Here is an 18,593-nt window from a genome sequence, read left to right as displayed (position 1 = left end):
GATTGGCGGGGCCTTCCAAACTTTCAGAACGGGCGAGCGATTACTCGGCGCCGTCCTCGGAAGCCTTCTTCTTCGGAGCGGCCTTCTTTTTCGGAGCAGCTTCCTCGCCTTCGCCGGCATCAGCAGCTTCAGCCTTGGCGGCAGCCTTCTTCTTCGGGGCGGCCTTCTTGGTTTCAGCCTTGGCTTCGCCTTCTTCCTCGGCGAGTAGTTCTTCCTTCGTCACCTTCTTGTCGGTGACGTCGATTTCGGTCAGCAGGTGATCGATGACCTTCTCTTCGAAGATCGGCGCGCGGATCGAAGCGGCGGCACCCGGCTGGCTGCGGAAGAATTCGAGGATCTGCTTTTCCTGGCCGGGATACTGGCGCAGCTGGTCGTAGATGGCGCGCTGCATCTCGTCTTCGGTGACTTCGACGCCGGCCTTTTCGCCGATTTCGGAGAGGACAAGACCGAGGCGGACGCGACGCTCTGCGAGCGTCTTGTATTCCTCACGGGCCTTCTCCTCGGTTGTGTCTTCGTCCTCGAAGGTCTTGCCTGATTGAGCGAGGTCGTTGTTCACCTGGCTCCAGATGCCGTTGTATTCGGCGTCGACGAGCGAAGCCGGGGTCTCGAACTTGTACATCTCGTCGAGCTGGTCGAGGATCTGACGCTTCAGCTTCTGGCGGGTCAGCGAGCCGTACTGCGATTCGATCTGGCCGCGGACGATCTCCTTCAGGCGGTCGGCGGATTCGATGCCGAGCTTGGAGGCGAGTTCGTCGTTGATTTCGACAGCGCCGGGGGCTGCGACATCCTTGACCGTGATGTCGAAGGTCGCTTCCTTGCCGGCGAGGTTCTTGGCCGGGTAGTCAGCCGGGAAGGTCACGGTGATGGTCTTCTCTTCGCCGGCCTTGACGCCAACGAGCTGGTCTTCGAAGCCGGGGATGAAGCGGCCGGAGCCGATCACCAGCTCGGCGCCCTGGTCGGTGCCGCCTTCGAAGGCTTCACCGTCGACCTTGCCGACATAATCCATGGTGACGCGGTCGCCGTTCGCGGCCTTGCCGGTCTTGCTCTCGTAGGAGCGGGCGCTTTCGGCGACCTTCAGGACCTGTTCGTTGACTTCGTCATCGGAGATATCGATGACTTCGCGCGTGACCTTGATGCCCTTGACCGACTTCAGCTCGATCGGCGGCAGCACTTCATAGGAGAGCGTGAATTCGAAATCCTGTTGGGCGGTGAGGATCTTGTCGGCCTCGTCCTTGTCTTCCGTCATGGCGATTTCCGGCTGCGTGGCCGACTTTTCGCCGCGGCTGGACAGGATGGCGGCGGGCTGTTCGCGGACGATCTCGTTGACGAGATCGGCCATGATCGACTTGCCATAGACCTTCTTCAGGTGAGCAGCGGGGACCTTGCCCGGACGGAAGCCGTTGATGCGGACCTTGTCCTTCACATCGGCAAGACGCTCATTCATCTTGTCTTCCATGTCCTTGGCCGGGATAACGACCTTGATTTCGCGCCTCAGCCCTTCAGCGAGCGTTTCGATAACCTGCATGTCTTCCTACCTTCATGTCGTGGCGGCCGTGCCCAGACGCCGTTCGTTTCGATGAGCACGACGCCGGCAGCGTGCCGCGCGTGGCTTTTCCCAATTCCTGCATCATTCCGCCCAAGGGGGAACGGCATTCGCTTCCGGGTATCGGGGGACTAAATTTTCTTAGCCTCCCCCTGCAAACAGCCTGGTGCGGGTAGAGAGACTTGAACTCCCACGCCTTGCGGCACCAGAACCTAAATCTGGCGTGTCTACCAATTTCACCATACCCGCGTTCACAGAACCGCATGCCTATGCCTGCGCATGAGGCCTTCCGGAGCGCGGCGTCTCTATATCACCCGATTTGGTCGAGGCAAAGGAAAAATGAACGTCCAATGACAGGCTATTCAAGGCCCAAAAGCCGCCCTGCCCCGAAGGCCTGAGGGATCAGTAAAGCGGTTCGTCGTAAACCGGCTTGCCGTCGACGAGCAGGCTGCGAATCTGCGCGCGTCCATCCGGCGAGACCCGCACCGCGATGGCGACGTTGCCATCGTTGCGGGCCTCCTCGATCGGCTTGCCCTGACCTTCGGGGACGTAATAACGTTCGATGCCGTATTCGACGCGGATGCTGTCGCCCGCGGCCAGCCCGCCGCTGTAGAAAGGCCTGCTGCGCAGGATCACCGTCTCCGGCTGCGGCGGCAGCGCCTGGAAAGACGATTCGCTCACCGTCCAGAAACCGTCCGCCTGCTTCTTCAACCGGACCCACAGCGTGCGTTCGCCGGGTTCTGCGGGAATGCCGCCGGAGACCGTCTGCACCGGCACGGTGGAAATGTCGTAATTCAAGACGACATAATCACCGCGCAGGAAATCGCGAGGATCGACCGGGGCGGTCTTCAGCAGGACCTCAGCGCCGCTGCTGAGGATCGACGCACGGCTCTGGATGATCGTGCCGAGGATTAAAGTCTGCAAGCCGGCGACGATGATCGCCGAAATGAGATATCCCTTGCCGGACTGCAGCCTTGCCATCAACGAGCTCATGCGCGCGCCTCCCGTGAAAAGCGCCGCTCGAGACGGATGACGATCCAGGCGACGAGCGCCACCACGAGACCGGAGAACAGGAAGAGGCTCGACGTGCCGAGGATCGATCCGACCGTGACGGAGGCGAGATAGAGCATCTCGGCGGCAAAGGTCGTATAGGCGACATAACGCACCGCGCCGTTATCCCTGCCATGCAGCGCGATCGCCAGCACGGCAGCGGCGAGCGTCGCCACCCCGAGCACCACCAGCCGCCAGCCTTGCTCGATCTCGATATGCAGCAGCAGCAAGCCGATCACGGCGATAAGGAAGCTGTAGAAAGCCGGCGCTGCGCCGGCACTCCTGACGAGGGAAGCGATACGGGGGTGCGGCAACGCCGTCAGCGCGAAAATCGTCATGCCGCCGATTGCGAAGGCCAGCGCCACCGCGATCTCCTCATAAAGAGTGTAGAGCCAGGCGAGCCAGCCGATCAGCAGCAGATAGGCGAGATGACGGGCCCGCTCGGCACCGGTGTAACGCACCAGCGCGATTGTGATCACCGCCATGACCGGCGCCGTCCAGGGATCAAATCCGATCCAATGCGTGTCGTTGTTCTCGAGGTAGACGGCGAAGGACGCCCAGGAGAGAAAGCCCGCGACGACGACCACCGCGCCCGAACGGAACAGGATCGCCGAGATCGTCGCGATCGCGAACCAGAGATACATCACGGTCTGCTCGTCGCCGGAGAGATGATACATCTGCCCGACCAGCGAAATCGCGCCACCGAAGCTCATCGTTCCGATGACCAGCAGCCCGCTTGCTGCCGCTGTCGCACCCCGGGCAAACATGGAGGCGGCGGCGATGTGCACAGACCAAATCAGCGCGAGGATGGCGCCGACGCGAACGAGGCGCGGAATGGCCTCCCAATTGGAGGCGACGACCAGCAGAACGGCAGCAGCAAGCAGCACCGCCGCCAGCGCCATCAGCACCCGGCCGAGGCTGAAGCTGGCCGGGCGGCTGTCATATTCGGCGAGAAGCGCGCCGGCCGTTTCCTCTCCAAGCAGACCCTTGCCCACCCAGAGCGAGAGATCCCGCTCCAATCTGCCGCGATACATGCTCCACCCCTCAGTTCCGCGACGCTCGCTCCGGCGCTGCGGCTACCGATATTTATAGACGCAGCAGGCGGCTTCGCAAACGCCTCAGCGTCAAATATGCAAATTCCTCATTGGTCTAATTTGGGTCAGGTGTTAACCGGGCGCTAACGTCGGAACCGCTAATATGAGCATATGAAGGAACAGGTATGCATGTTTCGCATACCAATCATGTATTTATTGCACTGCAAAATATCAATTAGTCATACTATTTACAGAAATATCGAAGCACGGGGATGGCGCCCCGGCCCGGCACCGCCGGACGCCCGCGGATTGCTTTGTCCGTGACGAGATTCGCAGCCGCGCACTCCTCCTCCCAAGCGCGCTGCGATGGACTGGCAACACTCCTCCTCCCAGTTGCCAGTCACTATAATGCGCCCGCCGGATCCTCCCCCGGCGGGCGTTTTATTTGATGACAGCATAATGTGTAAGTTCAAGGCGTTAGCACATCCGATATTGGCTGCGCTGCGTCACCGGGAAAGCAAGGCCCACCGGATTTTTCGTCACATCAAGCCGCAGCGCCGCATGCGTGATCGCGCCGCTTTGCGAGGCCATCCCAACGACCGACGGCTCGTCGAACCGGCGACGAACCGCCTGTCCAGCGCATAACCCGCCAGAGGCGGGGTATTTCCTCATCGCAACCTCTCCGCCGCTTCAAAGCTCGAGTACTCGCTCAAGTCACTTTGCCTATTCGTTGGCCAGTCTGCGGTAAGATTGTGTAAAGCATTGCATATGTCGCATAGGTGACCTGAAAACTTGGCTGTTTTCCTTCTTCGCACCGCAACATATATTCCGGTCATCAAATAGAGGTCAGCGCCGATGGGTGGCTGCTGGCAGATCAAACCCTCGGAAAGGGGCTTAACATGAACATCACTCGCTCTTTCAACAACTGGCGCAAGTATCGTCAGACGGTCACCGAACTCGGCCGCATGACCAACCGCGAATTGCATGACCTCGGCATCGACCGTTCGGACATCCATCGCGTCGCCCGCGAAGCTTCTTCGCGTTAATTCAAAGGTTTCTGCTTCCTCCCAAGCAGATCCGCCCAAGTTTAAAACGCCCGCTGTACCGCAGCGGGCGTTTTAGGCGATTGCCGACCGTCGCGGTTGCAGGATCTTTAGGGTTTCCTTGGCCCGCTCAAAAAATGTTCACCGCTTATTTCTCAAGCATCATATTGCACATTTGCATGGCAGACGCCTTTTATTTGCACTGCACAATGAGAGGGTTTTCGCCTATATAAACATCAACCGCAGAGAGACAGGCGATCCCGCCGTCAAGCGGACTTTTGTTCGAGGAAGATGACAATGAACCCGATCCGCATTGCAAAGAGCTGGATTAGCTACCGCCGTACGCTCAACGAACTCGGCAGCCTGTCCAACCAGACCCTGTCCGACATCGGCGTCAGCCGCTACGACATCCGCAATATCGCATCCCGCTCGTTCCGCTAATAGCGGGTAACCGGCACGATGCTTCAAGACGGCGCCATCAGGCGCCGTTTTTGATTCCAGGTGTTGGATCGCATCTGCCGACATGATATCAGCCCGGAATGAACACGATTTCCTATGCTCCTATTCACGTCGTCGGCGGTGGGCTTGCCGGTTCGGAAGCCGCCTGGCAGATCGCCAGTTCCGGCGTTCCCGTCATTTTGCATGAAATGCGCGGCGTGCGCGGCACGGATGCGCACAAAACCGACGGCCTCGCCGAACTCGTCTGCTCCAACTCCTTCCGGTCCGACGATGCGACCAGCAATGCCGTCGGCGTTATCCATGCCGAGATGCGCATGGCGGGCTCGCTGATCATGGCAGCCGCCGATCGCCATCAGGTGCCGGCCGGCGGCGCGCTGGCCGTCGATCGCGACGGCTTTTCCGAAGCCGTGACCAAGGCGATCCACGACCACCCGCTGATCACCGTCGTGCGCGAGGAAATCACCGGCCTGCCGCCGCGCGACTGGGACCTTGCCATCGTCGCCACCGGGCCGCTGACGGCGCCGTCACTTGCCAGCGCCATCCAGGCCCAGACGGGCGAGGATTCGCTCGCCTTCTTCGACGCCATCGCGCCGATCGTCTACCGAGAGAGCATCGACATGGATATCTGCTGGTATCAGTCGCGCTACGACAAGGTCGGTCCCGGCGGCACGGGCAAGGATTACATCAACTGCCCGATGGACGAAGCGCAATACAACGCCTTCGTCGACGCGTTGATCGCAGGCGACACGGTCGGTTTCAAGGAATGGGAAGGCACCCCCTATTTCGACGGCTGCCTGCCGATCGAAGTCATGGCCGAACGCGGCCGCGAGACGCTGCGCCACGGGCCGATGAAGCCGATGGGGCTGACCAACGCGCATAATCCGACGGTCAAGGCCTATGCCGTTGTGCAGCTGCGCCAGGACAATGCGCTCGGCACGCTCTACAACATGGTCGGCTTTCAGACGAAGCTGAAATACGGCGCGCAGGCGGAAATCTTCCGGATGATCCCAGGTCTGGAAAATGCGGAGTTTGCCCGTCTCGGCGGCCTGCACCGCAACACCTACGTCAACTCGCCGACATTGCTCGATCCGTCGCTGACGTTGAAATCGCGGCCCGGCCTGCGCTTTGCCGGCCAGATCACCGGCTGCGAGGGTTATGTGGAAAGCGCCAGCGTCGGGCTGATGGCCGGGCGTTTCGCCGCTGCCGAACGCAAGGGCGAGGCGATTTCGCTGCCGCCGGCGACGACGGCACTCGGTTCGCTGCTCGGTCATATAACCGGCGGACACATCGTGACCGACGAGGAGCCCGGCAAGCGATCGTTCCAGCCGATGAACATCAATTTTGGGCTGTTTCCGGAGCTCGAGCCCGGCTCGATCGTCAAGCCCGAAGGCGTCAAGCGCTTTCGCGGCAAGGACAAAACGATCATGAAACGGCAGTTGATCGCGCGTCGGGCGCTTGCAGACTGCGCCGCCTGGCTCGGCCAGACACCGACCTTTGCCGAGAGTGCCTAAGCAGCTGTTCTACTGCTTGTTGGCGGCGGAAACACTGTCGGACGGCAGATCCTTATCCGGCTCGGCGATGTAATTGCCGAGCAGCCAGAGCGCCACTTCGGAAGCCTCCTTCGGCGAAGCAAACTCGAATCTGCCGTTGTGACTGGGCGCATCCAGAAATTCGATCATCAACCCCTTGCCCGTCTCCGTGCTTACGGCACGCACACGGCCGGGCTCGATCAGATGACAGGAGAAATGGCGTGCCATGTTGCGCATGAGGCCGGCCTTGTTGTCGTGCAGGCGCACGAAGATCGCCTGACTGTTTTCCGTCGCCTGCAACTGACGGATCGCCTCGTTGGGAAAGGCGCGGCCGAACTCGATAATGGCCAGACCGGTGTCGTGCAGACTGTCTTCCTTGTTCTGCGCGGCCATGCGTGTGGCCACGAAAGCAAAGAAGATGACGATGGCGAAAAGGACGCACCAGACGATAATGCCCACGCCGAGTCTCCGTTCAAAGGGTAGGATCGGGACCTTGTAGCGCGCGAGACTTGCGCGAATTTGACCGATATCAGATTTTCCGGCGGCCCGCCGCCAGCGCCATTCTGAGCTGGCGGCGCCATTGCGGCGACTGCAGCGGCCGGTCGAACAGGAGAGCGCCCCGCCTCTGCGCCTTCAGCAGCACCGGTTCGGCCAGGGTCGCGGGCAGGAAGGCAGGGAACACGGCTGGCGCAATCGACCCTGCCCCTCTCGCCTTTGCCAGATGCTCAAGGCCGAGACCGGCGAAGGCCTCGATGGCGGCGGAGACGCGCGGCCGGTCTTCGCCGGCGAGAAAGGCGCCGCGGTCGAGCCCGGTGGCGGAAAGGATCTGCAGCGGAATATAGAGCTGGCCGCGGCGGCGATGCAGCGGCATCAGCAGCAACAGCCCGGCAATCGCCTGTGCGACGCCGGCATGGCCGGCCGCATTCGCCGATCGCGGGGCCTCCTCCGGCGAAAGCACGAGGCTTGCGAGCTGGATCAGCGCGGAGGCCGTTTCGCCGGCATAACCTTCGAGCGAGATCCGCGTCTCCATTGGATCGTCGTAGAGGTCGAAGGTGCGAGCCTCGATCATATCGAGCAGCGTCTTGCGCGGGAGGCGATGGGTTTCGATCGCGGTCAGAAGTGCGGCGGCGACGGGATTGGCCGCCGTCGAGCCATGCGCGCTGCCTTCCAGCAGGTCACGCCAGTATTGCATGCGCACTTCACCCGGCAGCGGCTCGTGCACCAGGTCGCGGATGCGGGCAAGCTCCGCATTGAATGCATAAAGCGCCGCAAGCGCGCCGCGCTTGTCCTGCGGTGACAGAAGGCAGGCGAGATAGCGGTCGCGATCATTGTCGCGCAGCATCGCCAGGCAGATATCCTGGTTCGTCGCAATATCTCCTTCCGCCATGGTCAGACCGCAATCAAGGCCGCCGCGACGGCGCGCTGCTCGGCGAGCATGATGTTGAAGGTGCGCACTGCGGCACCCGTGCTCATCGGATCGGAGGCGATACCGCGCGCCTTCAGCGCCTGCTTCAATTCCTCGGGCAGACGGCGAAGCTCGGTTCCGGTGCCGACGAGCAGAACCTCGATATCGGCGGCCTCCTCCAGCACGCGGCGAAAATTTTCCGGCGACAGCGGCTTCGACATGTCCATGTCCCAGCCATGAATGCCGGAGGGCAGGCAAAGGATCGAGCCGCGATGCGACATGTCGGCAAAACGGAAACCGCCATTGCCGTAAGTGTCGATCGGAGCGCGCCCGGGAAAATGCGCGGCGCGGATTTCTATGCCTTTGGCCATGTTTTCAAACCACCGTGCCGGATTTTACACCGGCATCCGTCTTGTTGCTCTCCTCCCCGTCGGGGCTCTCCGGCCGCAGCCGGAAGACGATCAGCACGGGAGCGGCGATATAGATCGAAGAGAAAGTGCCGAGAGCGACGCCGAAGAGCATCGCAAAGGCGAATGAGCGCATGACGTCGCCGCCGAACAGGTAGAGCGCCAGCAAGGCAAGCAGCGTCGTCACCGCCGTCAGGACGGTGCGCGACAATGTCTGATTGATCGAGGCATCGATCAGGATCGGCAGCGGCATCTTCGTGTATCGCTTCAGGTTTTCGCGCATCCGGTCATAGACGACGACAGTGTCGTTCAGGGAATAGCCGACAATCGTCAGGACCGCGGCAATACTCGTCAGATTGAATTCGATGCCGGTCAGCACGAAAAGCCCCAGCATGATGATGACGTCGTGCAGCGTTGCGACGATGGCGCCGACGGCGAACTGCCACTCGAAGCGGATCCAGATGTAGAGCAGGATTGCCGCGAGCGCGGCAGCGATGCCGAGCGTCGCCATCATCGTCAATTCGCCCGAGATGGCGGGGCCGACGACTTCGACGCGGCGGAAATCATAATCCGCCTCGAGCTCGCCGCGCACCAGCGTCGCTGCCGATTGCTCGGCATTCTCTCCGCCGCCCTGGGAGGCGATGCGGATCCGCGCATTCGCCGGGCCGCCGGTGCGTTCGACCCCGACCTCACCGAGATTGAGATCGTTGAGGCGCGATCTGAGATCGGCGATGTCGGCATTGCCCTGTTTCGCCGTCACCTCGATGAGCGAGCCGCCGGTGAAGTCGATGCCGAGCTGCAGGCCGACGGTGGCAAAAGCCGCCATGGCAATCAGCGAGATCGCAGCCGACGCGGTGAAGACATAGCGCCGGATCCCCATGAACCGGATATTGGCGTGCTCGAAGAGATGGGTGAGGACGCTTTTTGGCAGGTGCCGGGGGTGGCGTCGCGCCAGCCAGACGGCGACGATCGAGCGGGTCAGCGTGAATGCCGTGAAGACGGTCGTCAGAATGCCGACCGCCAGCGTCACGGCGAATCCACGAATGGCTTCACTCCCGAGGAAAAAGAGAATGACGGCGGCGATGAAGATCGTGACATTCGCATCGACGATCGTCGCAAAGGCACGCGAGAAACCGCGACCGACGGCCTCGGCAAAGGAATGGGCGGTTTTCTCTTCTTCGCGGATGCGCTCGTAAATCAGCACGTTCGAATCGACCGCCATGCCGACGATAAGAACGATGCCGGCAATGCCGGGCAAGGTGAGCGTCGCGCCGGCAAGGCTGAGCGCCGCGATTATGAGGATCAGATTGAAGAAGAGCGAAACGACAGCAATGACGCCGAGGATGCGGTAGAGCGCGATCATCAGCGCTGCGACCAACACGACGGCGACGAGGCCGGCAACAAGGCCGGAGACGATGGATTCGCCGCCGAAGGTCGGGCTGACGCTGCGCTCCTCGACGCTCGTCAGCGTCGCCGGCAAGGCCCCGGCACGCAGCATCACGGCAAGGTCGCGAACACCGTCTTCGGAGAAATTCGCAGAAATCCGGCCCTCGCCGTTGGTGATGGCGGCATCGATGACGGGCGCCGACATGACCTGATCGTCGAAGACGATGGCAAGGTGCTTGCCAATATTCTGTCCCGTCACCTCAGCCAACCGCTTGGTGCCTTCGGCATCGAGACGATAGGCGATGGAAGTATCCTGCGTCTGCGGATCGACGACCGGCTGGATATCGACCATGTTGCCGGCGCTGGCGAAAGCCGTGCGATCGACAAGATAGGGAACCGGCGGATCGTCCAGCGAATAGAGCACTTGCGATGTCGCCGGCCAGCGGCCGTTCAGCGCCTCCTGCCCCGACATGCTTTCATCGATCAAATGAAAAGAAAGCTTGGCCGGCTGGTTGAGGAGATTCTTCAGCCGCTCGGCATCGACCGATCCCAGCACCTGCACGGTGATCCGGTCGTCACCCTCGGGACGAACGAGGAAATTCTCGTAGCCGAATCCGGCGATGCGGCGGCCGACAATATCGAGCGACCGGGTCCGGGCGGAGGCAACATCAGCGGTAATGTCGGCGTCGGAAATCTGCAGCGAAAGCTGCCCTTCGCCGCCCTGCTGCAGCGTGAGCTCGGGCGCGGAATCTCTGCCGGTCGTCGTCAGGGATTTCAGACGATCGACAGCTTTCTGCGTCTCAGCAGGATCGGTGATCCGGACACTAACGGTCCGGTCGTTGCCGGTCAGCCCGGTATAGCGGATGCCGGCGCCGCGCAGCGCGTTGCGCACATTCGCGACTGCCTCTTCCAGACGATCCTTGACGATATCGGAACGCTCGACCTTCAGAACGATATGCGAACCGCCCTGCAGATCGAGGCCGAGCATTACGCGATCGTGCCGCAGCCAGTCCGGCAGCGAGGCACGCTGTGCCTCGCTCAGCAGATTGGGCGCAGCGATGACGACGGCCGCAAACGCAACCAGCCAAATCAGAAGTGTTTTCCAGCGGGAAAAATGCAACATTCTCTCGACGATCTTCCGATCCGGCGGTTTGCCGCTATCGCTTGTTACGCCGCGTCGGCCTTGACAGGTTCACCCTTGACGCGAACTTCCGAAATGCCACTGCGGACGATACGCACGCGAACGCCTTCGGCAATCTCGACTTCGACTTCCTTGTCGTCGACGACCTTCGTCACCTTGCCGACGAGACCGCCGCCGGTCACGACCTGGTCGCCGCGACGGATCGCCTTCAGGGTTTCCTCACGCTTCTTGGCCTGCGCGCGCTGCGGACGGATCAGCAGGAAGTACCAGACGACCATCAGCGGCACGAACAGAATGATCATTTCGAAACCGGAGCCGCCGAAACCGGTTGCGGTATCGGTCGCACTCTGGGCGAATGCCGGGGTGATGAACATGCTAAACTCCTCAGGCTTGGCGGCGGAACTACGCCTCATTTTTCAGGTTGCCGGACTATAGTTGCCGCTTCGATGAATGCAACAGAAACAGCCGGAAACAGTACCGATTCCGCTGCCTCATAACCTTTCCGGCGACAAAACGCCATGCTACCCCGCATCGAAAGATAAAGCGGATTGCCGCAGCAAGAAATCAGGAGCTTGCGATGACCGAGGAAATCAACACCGCCCTGCTTGGCGAGCTCAAGCGGCTCGCTGATGCCGTCCAGCGTCTTGCCGGACCGGCACCCGCCGTCAATGACTGGGACGCGGCCGACTGTTTCGTCTGGGCGCCGCAGCGCCAGCATCTGCAACCCGTCAAGAAACCCAACCGGGTGGCGCTGAAACTCATCCGCGGCGTCGACCATGTGCGCGATATCCTGCACGAAAATACGGTGCGTTTCGCTGAAGGTTATGTGGCCAATAACGTTTTGCTCTGGGGTGCGCGCGGCATGGGCAAATCATCGCTGGTCAAGGCCGTGCACGAGGATGTCAGGCGCGAAAGCGGCGTCGCGCTGAAGCTGGTCGAAGTTCACCGCGAGGATATTGCCAGCCTTCCCAACCTGCTCGACCTCCTGAAAGACACGCCGTATCGCGTCATCGTCTTCTGCGACGATCTCTCCTTCGATCACGACGACACCGCCTACAAGTCGCTGAAGGCGGCGCTCGACGGCGGCGTCGAAGGGCGGCCGGACAATGTGCTCTTCTACGCCACCTCGAACCGGCGCCATCTGCTGCCGCGTCACATGATGGAAAACGAACAGTCGACAGCGATCAATCCGTCCGAAGCCGTCGAGGAGAAGGTTTCGCTGTCCGATCGTTTCGGTCTTTGGCTCGGCTTCCATAAATGCAGCCAGGAAGACTATCTCGGCATGATCGACGGCTATGCCGATCACTTCAAGCTCGGGCTCGCGCGCGACACGCTGCACGCCGAGGCGCTGGAATGGGCAACGACGCGCGGTGCGCGCTCGGGCCGCGTTGCCTGGCAATACATCCAGGATCTGGCGGGGCGCATGCGCGTTCATATCGACCGGGCGTAGACAGGCTTCCGGTTCGATACAAGACGGTCCAAAATGACAAAAGCCCGGCTGGTGGCCGGGCTTTTGCGCCTCCTGGTACGCTCTACCTATTCCAGGAAAGTCATCGGGTTGACCGGGGATGCATCCTTGCGCACCTCGAAATGGACCTGCGGCTGCTTGACGTCGCCGCTCATGCCGGAGACGGCGACGGTCTGACCGCGCTGGATCTTCTGGCCGCGGGCCACGCTCAGCGTGTCGGCATTGCCATAGACGGTGACGGTACCGTCGTCGTGACGGACGAGAACCGTGTTGCCGAGTTCCTTCAGGCCGTTGCCGGCATAGATAACGACGCCGTTTTCGGCGGCCTTGATCGGCGTGCCCTGCGGGACCGAAATATCGATGCCGTCATTGCGGCTGCCGTTGACGTTGGCGCCATAGGCGGCAATGACCTGGCCGCGTACCGGCCAGCGGTATTTGCCGATGCCGGTCGATTCCGGCGCGTCCGAGCTGACGTCGGCCTTCTTTTCGACCTCGTCGACGGTCTGGGTGGCAGCCGGCGCCTTATAGGGCGCGGGCTGAACGGACGCCGTCTGCTGGGCAGGCGCCGGATCAGCCGGCTTCGACTCGACCTTCTCTGCCGGGATCGAGGCGGTCTTGATCGTGTCGGTTTTGCCGTTCGGGATCTTCAGGGCCTGGCCGACACGCAGCGTGGTCGCCGAGATATTGTTGGCGGCCTTGAGATCGTCGATATTGGCGCCGGTCGCCTTGGCGATCTTTGCCAGCGAATCGCCCTGCTTGACCACATAAGTACCGGCAGCCGCCTTCGGATCCTTGCCAGCGCCGGCGGGAACCTTTGCGGCCGGATCGGCACTCGCCATGGTCTTGTCGCGGGCGGAATTGGCGCCAGGGACGACGGCCACCTTCTGCTCCGGCGCCTTGGCCGGCTCCGGCATATTGCCGGGCTTGGCAAGATCGGCCGCCTGCGACGCCGCCTTGGCGGCATTGCCGCCATTGAAGGTCGGGATCAGGATCGCCTGGCCGGGTTGAGCGGCAGAGGCGGTTTTCAGATTGTTGATGCGCAGGATTTCCTTTTCCGGAACACCAAAGCGCCGGGACAGCGTGGCGATGTTTTCACCCGGGCGCAGCGTCACCGAAGGTGCATTGGTCGAGGACCAGCCGGAAATCTTCGGCGTCGTGCCTGTTGTCAACGAATCGGGCGTTGCCTTCGGTGCCGCCGGCGCTACGAGCCGCGGCTTTTGAGCCTGCGGCGAAGCCGGGAACGGCTGGGCCAGCGCCACTTCCTTTTCCCGCTGGCGGGATGGCGCGACAGCCGTCGGCGCGGCAAGCTCGGAACGCTGGATCGAGACCGGCGAAGAAGCCAGGCGTGCGCTGGACGGACGGACCGGCTCGTAACCCCGGCTCGCCGGATAGGGCTGGTTCATCGCATTGTTGCCGCCGTAACCGGACTGGCTGGCGACAGCCGTACCGCCGAGATCGGCGCGCGGCACCGGATCGCCCTGAACGCCGCCCCGGCGCGGAATGGAACTTGTGGTGATCTGGTCCTGCCCGGAGGAGGAAAACAAACCGCCAAACCGTGTCACATCGGAACTGCAGCCCGTTGCGGCACTCGCCAGCAGGCCCACAACCAGAAGATTACCGGCCGACTTACCGAACTTCGGCGAAAGACTGAAACGCATTGACTCGACCCACTGAGAACGCAACCATTTGTGAGTCTATTAAAACGCGTTAGTATTACCACGCGGTTAAGATGCTGGAATCAGTGCAATATTTTTGAGAAGTTGATAACCATAGCTTACGGGTGAAAAATCGCAGTGCCTTGAGCATGATGCCGGGAATTGGCAGCGTGTTTCTGGAAAGCGGCATGCAGCCGTTTATTCGCAGGCTCGCCGCACCGATGGCGCGACCTCAGTGCCAAGCAATTCGATCGAGCGAGCCATGGCTGCCGTTTCGAGCGCGGCGGTACTCATCTGAAACGTCACTCTGGAAACGCCGCCCAATGCCACGCTCGCTGCGAGCGACTTGGTGACGACCGTCTGCGGACTGCCGATCAGGAATGCTCCCTGAGGGCCGCACGTCGCCTCGAACTGGGCGCGGGACGGCGGCAGCCAGCCTCGCTCCTTGCCGGCTTGGGACATCATCTGCTGCCAGCCGGGAAAGAAGGCGTCCTTGGCGGCTTCGTCAGTGTCGCCGACGAAGCCCATTGCGTGCACGCCGACCCGTTGCTGTTCGGGCGGATGGCCGGCGGCAGCCCAGGCGTGCCGATAAAGATCGACGAGAGGTCGAAAGCGCTCGAAGCTGCCGCCTATGATGGCGACCATCAGTGGCAGGCCGAGGGTACCTGCGCGGGCAAAAGATTCGGGCGTGCCGCCGACGCCGAGCCAGACAGGCAGGCGGTCCTGATGCGGACGCGGATAGACCCCCTCGCCATTCAGCGGAGGACGGAAGCGGCCCTGCCATTTGATATGCGCCGCCTCATTGAGCTTGAGCAGGAGATCGAGCTTTTCGACGAACAAAGCGTCATAGTTCCTGAGATCGTAACCGAAAAGCGGATAGGCATCGATGAAGGAGCCGCGGCCGACCACCAGTTCGGCACGTCCCCGGGAGATAAGATCGAGAGTCGCAAACTCCTGAAAGACGCGCACCGGATCGGCAGCACTGATGACAGCAACAGCACTTGTCAGCCTGATCCTTTTCGTTCGCGCGGCCGCAGCAGCAAGGATGACCGCAGGAGCCGAATCGAGCGCGTTCTCGCGGTGATGCTCACCCATGCCGAAGACGTCGAGACCGACGCGATCAGCGAGTTTCACCTCGGCAAGCACACTTTCCATACGGTCGGCTGCAGACTGCATCCGTCCCGTTTTCGGGTCATTCGCAAGCATAGCAAAACTGTCGATACCGATTTCCACTGCTCAGTCCTTCGGGTTCGGTTGTTCGGATATACGCATCCCATTCAATAGGCACTGGGAGTGCGCTGCGGTTCTGGCCAGCCGAGCGACTGGCCAAACTGCGTCGTGTGACATCCGGCGACGGAGACGCAAACAAGCAGGAGGACGGCGAAGCGAAACATTGAAGCCTCGAAGAAGGGCTGCGGCGTTAACGGGACCGACGCAACTTGGCGTCCTGGCTCAGCGGAACGGGTCAAGGATCGTTGCGAAGGCGCGACGGTGCAGCCACACAACCGTGCCCGTGAGCAGAAGCAGAAGAATAGCCGGCACGGGACTACCGCCAATGACGAAGAGATGGGTCAACACGGCGAAGATCATGGTGACAGCAAGGACTAAGGCGCCGAATGCAGCCGTCGTCGGAACCAGAAGGGCAATCGCGCCGCAGACTTCCACGGCCCCCGTAAGGATGCGGAGCCACTGACCCGCGCCGATCTGATCAAAGATCGCGACCATCATCGACACGCCCGCGAGCTTGGCGCCGCCGGCCGCGAGAAACGCGGCAGCGGCAAGACCGCGGAAGCTCCAGGAGACGATCTTTTCAGTTTTGTTCAATTGAGCCGATGATGCCAACTTCGGTGACCTTTTCCTGTGTTGCCGCGTATTGGCGCGGTTGGTGCGCTTCAACCGGAGGCCGGCTCGGGTATTTCCGAGCCGCGACGCTCGCGTGGCGTTTCGATGCCACGATTGCACCCAACCGAAAAGCCGTTATTTTCTTAGACAATCTATCGGTTGGTCCGATACATGCTAGTGTGGCCGCGGGAATCCATCATCAATGTTACCGGAGATCGGCTGTGCTGGATGGTTTGTCGCTTGATCAGTTACGGACATTTATTGCTGCCGTTGACGAAGGCAGCTTTTCCGCCGCTGCGCGCAAGCTCGGGCGAGCCCAATCGGCCGTCAGCGAACTGGTTCGCAACCTCGAGACGCAACTCCGCGTCACCCTCTTTGACCGAAGTGGCCGCTATCCTCAGCTGACGGCAGCCGGAAATATGCTGGTCGCGACTGCCCGTGAGATCGTCGCCAAGGTCGATTTCTTCAAATCGCAGGCAAAGGGTATGGCTGCGGGACTCGAACCGGAGCTGTCCGTCGTCGTCGACGTATTTTTCCCCATTCATGTCGTCGCGGAGGCCGCTAAGGATTTCCGGCAGCAGTTTCCCGAGGTGCCGCTGCGGCTGTTCGTGGAGGCGCTCGGCGGTACCGTCCAACCCGTTCTCGAACAACGAGCCAATTTCGGCATCGTGGGCTCCTTGCCTGCAATGCCGACCGGCGTCGTGACGGAGCCGCTTGCCGGCGTAACGTTCCTGGTCGTTGCTGCGGCGGATCATCCGCTTGCCGCTATCAAGGGAACAATCCCCCGAAGCGAACTCGCCAAGCATGTCCAGCTCGTGCTGACCGATCGAACCGAGCTGTCGAAGGGGCGTGAGTTCGGTGTAATGTCGCCTCATACTTGGCGACTGGCCGACCTGTTCGCCAAACATACGTTCCTGATCAACGGACTTGGCTGGGGCGGAATGCCTGAGCATGCAGTCAGGGCGGATATCGAGGCCGGGCGTCTCTTGGAACTCGCGGTCGAACAAATACCTGTCGGCGGGCTGAGGCTGCCGATGTCGGCGGCTTATCGCTCGGATGGTCCACCAGGGCCTGCAGGCCGCTGGCTGATCGAGCGATTGAAGATTTGCTCCGGTAGCCGGGACCAGTAACCTTCCCTTGCAGCTCGCCATCCGTTGCGGAAAGTCCGCACGGCGAGCACCGACGTAAGTCCCGAAAAAAGCCTAATTTAGAGCAGCGAGGCAAGCCGCGGAATGATCGGCAGATAAGGCGCTTCGAACAATTCCTCGCGTTCGAAGCGGCTGCCGGTTTTCGTCAGCCGCACCATGCGACACTCGTTTTCGGAAATCATCAGCGGCGCGATCATCGAGCCACCGGAAACGAGCTGGTCGGTATAGAAGCGCGGCATCGCATTGAAGGCCGCCGTCACCAGGATACGGTCGAAGGTGCCCTCCCCCTGCATGCCGGCGCTGCCGTCGGCATGGCGGATGACGACGTTGCGCAGGCCAAGCGATTCCATGCGCCGCTGCGCTGCCGATGTCAGCGACTTGTAGCGGTCGATGGACAGCACACGCTCGGCCAGGCGCCCCATAACGGCGGCAGTGAAACCGCTGCCGGTGCCGATTTCCAGGACGCGCTGCCCCGGCTTGAGCTTCAGGTGATGCAGGATGCGGACGGCAAAATCGACGCCTTCGAGGAAGGAGCCGCATTCGATCGGAATCGTGCGGCTCGAATAGGCATCGTCGGCAAATTGCGCCGGCACGAACAGCGAGCGCTGCGTCTGCTCGACCGCCGTCAGCAGATCGAGGTCGGAGATGCCTTCGGCACGTAATCTGAGGACGAGCGCCGCAAAGCCCTCCTTCTCCGCCAGTCTTGCCGTCAAACCTGTGCTCCGTATCCCAGGGCCCGCGCCACGCGGTCCGTCACGGAATAATCGGTCAAATCCAGTTTCAAAGGCGTTACCGAAATCTTGTTATGCTTCAGAGCGTGAATATCGGTGCCTTCGATGAAGGCGCCGGCGCGTTCGCCGAACTTCAGCCAGTAATAGGGAAAGCCCCGGCCGTCGGAGCGGGCATCGACCTGCAGATTGAAGGCGAGCTTGCCCTGCATGGTGACTTCGGCGCCGTCGACCTCGCCGGGACGGCAGTTCGGGAAGTTGAGGTTGAGGAAGGTGCCCTCCGGCAGGTCCAGATTCATCAGCTTTTCCAGAAGAGCCGGGGCATGCGTCTCGCAGACTTCCCACGGCACGATGCGTGCCCCGTCCTCGTAGAGATAGGCCTGGCTGAGTGCGAAGGAGCGCACGCCCTGCATCGTGCCTTCGATGGCACCGGCGATCGTGCCGGAATAGGTCACGTCGTCGGCGACGTTCGAGCCTGAATTGACGCCGGAGAGAACGAGATCGGGCTTGATGTCCATCACCTGACGGATGCCCATGATGACGCAATCGGTCGGCGTGCCGCGCAAGGCGAAATGCTTGTCGGAAATCTTGCGCAGCCGCAGAGGCTCGGAGAGGCTCAGCGAATGGGCAAGACCGCTCTGGTCGGTCTCGGGGGCGACGATCCAGACGTCATCGGACAGCGTGCGGGCGATCCGCTCCAGCGCGGCCAAGCCTTCCGCATGAATGCCGTCGTCATTCGTGAGCAGGATGCGCAT

At 61.6% G+C, this 18,593-nt stretch carries 18 protein-coding genes and 1 tRNA gene; 5 read left to right on the top strand and 14 right to left on the bottom strand.

Annotated elements, in window-relative coordinates:
• Positions 1 to 40 precede the first annotated feature (40 nt).
• The 4 genes from tig to AMK00_RS09300 form a co-directional block, all read right to left on the bottom strand.
• On the bottom strand, positions 41 to 1,525 hold the full coding sequence (tig, locus tag AMK00_RS09315; protein ID WP_064810203.1) for a trigger factor: 1,485 nt from the start codon (positions 1,523 to 1,525) through the stop codon (positions 41 to 43).
• 182 nt (positions 1,526 to 1,707) lie between these two features.
• Positions 1,708 to 1,792, bottom strand: a tRNA-Leu gene (locus tag AMK00_RS09310).
• Between the two features lie 153 nt (positions 1,793 to 1,945).
• Complete coding sequence (locus AMK00_RS09305; protein ID WP_064810202.1) at positions 1,946 to 2,536, bottom strand: GDYXXLXY domain-containing protein; 591 nt, start codon at positions 2,534 to 2,536, stop codon at positions 1,946 to 1,948.
• Positions 2,533 to 3,627, bottom strand: coding sequence for a DUF2157 domain-containing protein (locus tag AMK00_RS09300; RefSeq protein WP_064810201.1), 1,095 nt, complete (start codon positions 3,625 to 3,627; stop codon positions 2,533 to 2,535). Before AMK00_RS09300 ends, AMK00_RS09305 begins: the two co-directional genes overlap by 4 nt.
• An 899-nt stretch (positions 3,628 to 4,526) precedes the next feature.
• Here AMK00_RS09300 and AMK00_RS09295 point away from each other — a divergent pair.
• From AMK00_RS09295 to trmFO, 3 genes are all read left to right on the top strand, one after another.
• Positions 4,527 to 4,673, top strand: coding sequence for a DUF1127 domain-containing protein (locus AMK00_RS09295; protein WP_004678838.1), 147 nt, complete (start codon positions 4,527 to 4,529; stop codon positions 4,671 to 4,673).
• Between the two features lie 294 nt (positions 4,674 to 4,967).
• Positions 4,968 to 5,111: a DUF1127 domain-containing protein gene (locus AMK00_RS33675; RefSeq protein WP_064802139.1), complete on the top strand. Its 144-nt coding sequence runs from the start codon at positions 4,968 to 4,970 to the stop codon at positions 5,109 to 5,111.
• Positions 5,112 to 5,209: 98 nt separating this feature from the next.
• Entirely contained in the window at positions 5,210 to 6,640 is a 1,431-nt protein-coding gene (gene trmFO / locus AMK00_RS09285) for a methylenetetrahydrofolate--tRNA-(uracil(54)-C(5))-methyltransferase (FADH(2)-oxidizing) TrmFO (RefSeq protein ID WP_064802136.1), read from the top strand.
• Between the two features lie 9 nt (positions 6,641 to 6,649).
• Here trmFO and AMK00_RS09280 read toward each other — a convergent pair whose 3' ends face one another.
• The 5 genes from AMK00_RS09280 to yajC all read right to left on the bottom strand — a co-directional run bounded on the left by AMK00_RS09280 (position 6,650) and on the right by yajC (position 11,371).
• Positions 6,650 to 7,117: a hypothetical protein gene (locus tag AMK00_RS09280; protein ID WP_064810200.1), complete on the bottom strand. Its 468-nt coding sequence runs from the start codon at positions 7,115 to 7,117 to the stop codon at positions 6,650 to 6,652.
• 70 nt (positions 7,118 to 7,187) lie between these two features.
• Complete coding sequence (locus AMK00_RS09275; protein ID WP_064810199.1) at positions 7,188 to 8,045, bottom strand: phytoene/squalene synthase family protein; 858 nt, start codon at positions 8,043 to 8,045, stop codon at positions 7,188 to 7,190.
• Positions 8,046 to 8,047: 2 nt separating this feature from the next.
• Positions 8,048 to 8,434, bottom strand: coding sequence for an Mth938-like domain-containing protein (locus AMK00_RS09270; protein ID WP_004678846.1), 387 nt, complete (start codon positions 8,432 to 8,434; stop codon positions 8,048 to 8,050).
• A gap of 4 nt (positions 8,435 to 8,438) precedes the next feature.
• Positions 8,439 to 10,979, bottom strand: coding sequence for a protein translocase subunit SecDF (secDF, locus tag AMK00_RS09265; RefSeq protein ID WP_064810198.1), 2,541 nt, complete (start codon positions 10,977 to 10,979; stop codon positions 8,439 to 8,441).
• A 44-nt stretch (positions 10,980 to 11,023) separates the two neighbouring features.
• The gene (gene yajC / locus AMK00_RS09260) at positions 11,024 to 11,371 is read right to left on the bottom strand and encodes a preprotein translocase subunit YajC (RefSeq protein ID WP_004678848.1); all 348 of its coding nucleotides are present in this window, start codon (positions 11,369 to 11,371) and stop codon (positions 11,024 to 11,026) included.
• A 203-nt stretch (positions 11,372 to 11,574) separates the two neighbouring features.
• On the opposite strand from yajC, the gene AMK00_RS09255 reads away from it, so the two are divergent.
• Positions 11,575 to 12,447, top strand: coding sequence for an ATP-binding protein (locus AMK00_RS09255; protein WP_064802129.1), 873 nt, complete (start codon positions 11,575 to 11,577; stop codon positions 12,445 to 12,447).
• Between the two features lie 86 nt (positions 12,448 to 12,533).
• Here the strand turns inward: AMK00_RS09255 and AMK00_RS09250 are convergent, their stop codons facing one another.
• From AMK00_RS09250 to AMK00_RS09240, 3 genes are all read right to left on the bottom strand, one after another.
• Positions 12,534 to 14,123 carry a M23 family metallopeptidase gene (locus AMK00_RS09250; protein ID WP_064810197.1) on the bottom strand — a complete coding sequence of 530 codons (1,590 nt, stop codon included), beginning with the start codon at positions 14,121 to 14,123 and terminating at the stop codon, positions 12,534 to 12,536.
• Between the two features lie 195 nt (positions 14,124 to 14,318).
• Entirely contained in the window at positions 14,319 to 15,353 is a 1,035-nt protein-coding gene (locus tag AMK00_RS09245) for an LLM class flavin-dependent oxidoreductase (RefSeq protein WP_064810196.1), read from the bottom strand.
• Positions 15,354 to 15,572: 219 nt separating this feature from the next.
• Positions 15,573 to 15,944, bottom strand: a complete 372-nt coding sequence (locus AMK00_RS09240; protein WP_237350457.1) for a DoxX family protein — start codon at positions 15,942 to 15,944, stop codon at positions 15,573 to 15,575.
• 239 nt (positions 15,945 to 16,183) lie between these two features.
• Between AMK00_RS09240 and AMK00_RS09235 the strand changes: the two genes are divergently transcribed.
• Positions 16,184 to 17,092 (top strand): LysR family transcriptional regulator, encoded by a 909-nt coding sequence (locus tag AMK00_RS09235; RefSeq protein WP_064810194.1) that lies wholly within the window; start codon positions 16,184 to 16,186, stop codon positions 17,090 to 17,092.
• Positions 17,093 to 17,169: 77 nt separating this feature from the next.
• Here AMK00_RS09235 and AMK00_RS09230 read toward each other — a convergent pair whose 3' ends face one another.
• Together AMK00_RS09230 and surE are read right to left on the bottom strand one after the other, a co-directional pair.
• Positions 17,170 to 17,823, bottom strand: coding sequence for a protein-L-isoaspartate(D-aspartate) O-methyltransferase (locus AMK00_RS09230; protein ID WP_064810193.1), 654 nt, complete (start codon positions 17,821 to 17,823; stop codon positions 17,170 to 17,172).
• Positions 17,820 to 18,593, bottom strand: a complete 774-nt coding sequence (gene surE, locus AMK00_RS09225; protein WP_064810192.1) for a 5'/3'-nucleotidase SurE — start codon at positions 18,591 to 18,593, stop codon at positions 17,820 to 17,822. Before surE ends, AMK00_RS09230 begins: the two co-directional genes overlap by 4 nt.

The organism is Rhizobium sp. N621 (assembly GCF_001664325.1).
GTDB classification, from domain to species: Bacteria; Pseudomonadota; Alphaproteobacteria; order Rhizobiales; family Rhizobiaceae; genus Rhizobium; species Rhizobium esperanzae.
Note: the sequence above shows the minus strand (reverse complement) of the source record. Positions and strands in the feature narration are given on the sequence as shown.

Excerpts from the sequence above, each read along its gene's own strand:
- secDF (WP_064810198.1), bottom strand. The coding sequence starts at position 10,979 with ATGTTGCATTTTTCCCGCTGGAAAACACTTCTGATTTGGCTGGTTGCG.
- AMK00_RS09300 (WP_064810201.1), bottom strand. The coding sequence starts at position 3,627 with ATGTATCGCGGCAGATTGGAGCGGGATCTCTCGCTCTGGGTGGGCAAG.
- AMK00_RS33675 (WP_064802139.1), top strand. The coding sequence starts at position 4,968 with ATGAACCCGATCCGCATTGCAAAGAGCTGGATTAGCTACCGCCGTACG.
- AMK00_RS09275 (WP_064810199.1), bottom strand. The coding sequence starts at position 8,045 with ATGGCGGAAGGAGATATTGCGACGAACCAGGATATCTGCCTGGCGATG.
- AMK00_RS09270 (WP_004678846.1), bottom strand. The coding sequence starts at position 8,434 with ATGGCCAAAGGCATAGAAATCCGCGCCGCGCATTTTCCCGGGCGCGCT.
- trmFO (WP_064802136.1), top strand. The coding sequence starts at position 5,210 with ATGAACACGATTTCCTATGCTCCTATTCACGTCGTCGGCGGTGGGCTT.
- AMK00_RS09250 (WP_064810197.1), bottom strand. The coding sequence starts at position 14,123 with ATGCGTTTCAGTCTTTCGCCGAAGTTCGGTAAGTCGGCCGGTAATCTT.
- surE (WP_064810192.1), bottom strand. The coding sequence starts at position 18,593 with ATGCGCATCCTGCTCACGAATGACGACGGCATTCATGCGGAAGGCTTG.
- yajC (WP_004678848.1), bottom strand. The coding sequence starts at position 11,371 with ATGTTCATCACCCCGGCATTCGCCCAGAGTGCGACCGATACCGCAACC.
- AMK00_RS09305 (WP_064810202.1), bottom strand. The coding sequence starts at position 2,536 with ATGAGCTCGTTGATGGCAAGGCTGCAGTCCGGCAAGGGATATCTCATT.
- AMK00_RS09255 (WP_064802129.1), top strand. The coding sequence starts at position 11,575 with ATGACCGAGGAAATCAACACCGCCCTGCTTGGCGAGCTCAAGCGGCTC.
- tig (WP_064810203.1), bottom strand. The coding sequence starts at position 1,525 with ATGCAGGTTATCGAAACGCTCGCTGAAGGGCTGAGGCGCGAAATCAAG.
- AMK00_RS09295 (WP_004678838.1), top strand. The coding sequence starts at position 4,527 with ATGAACATCACTCGCTCTTTCAACAACTGGCGCAAGTATCGTCAGACG.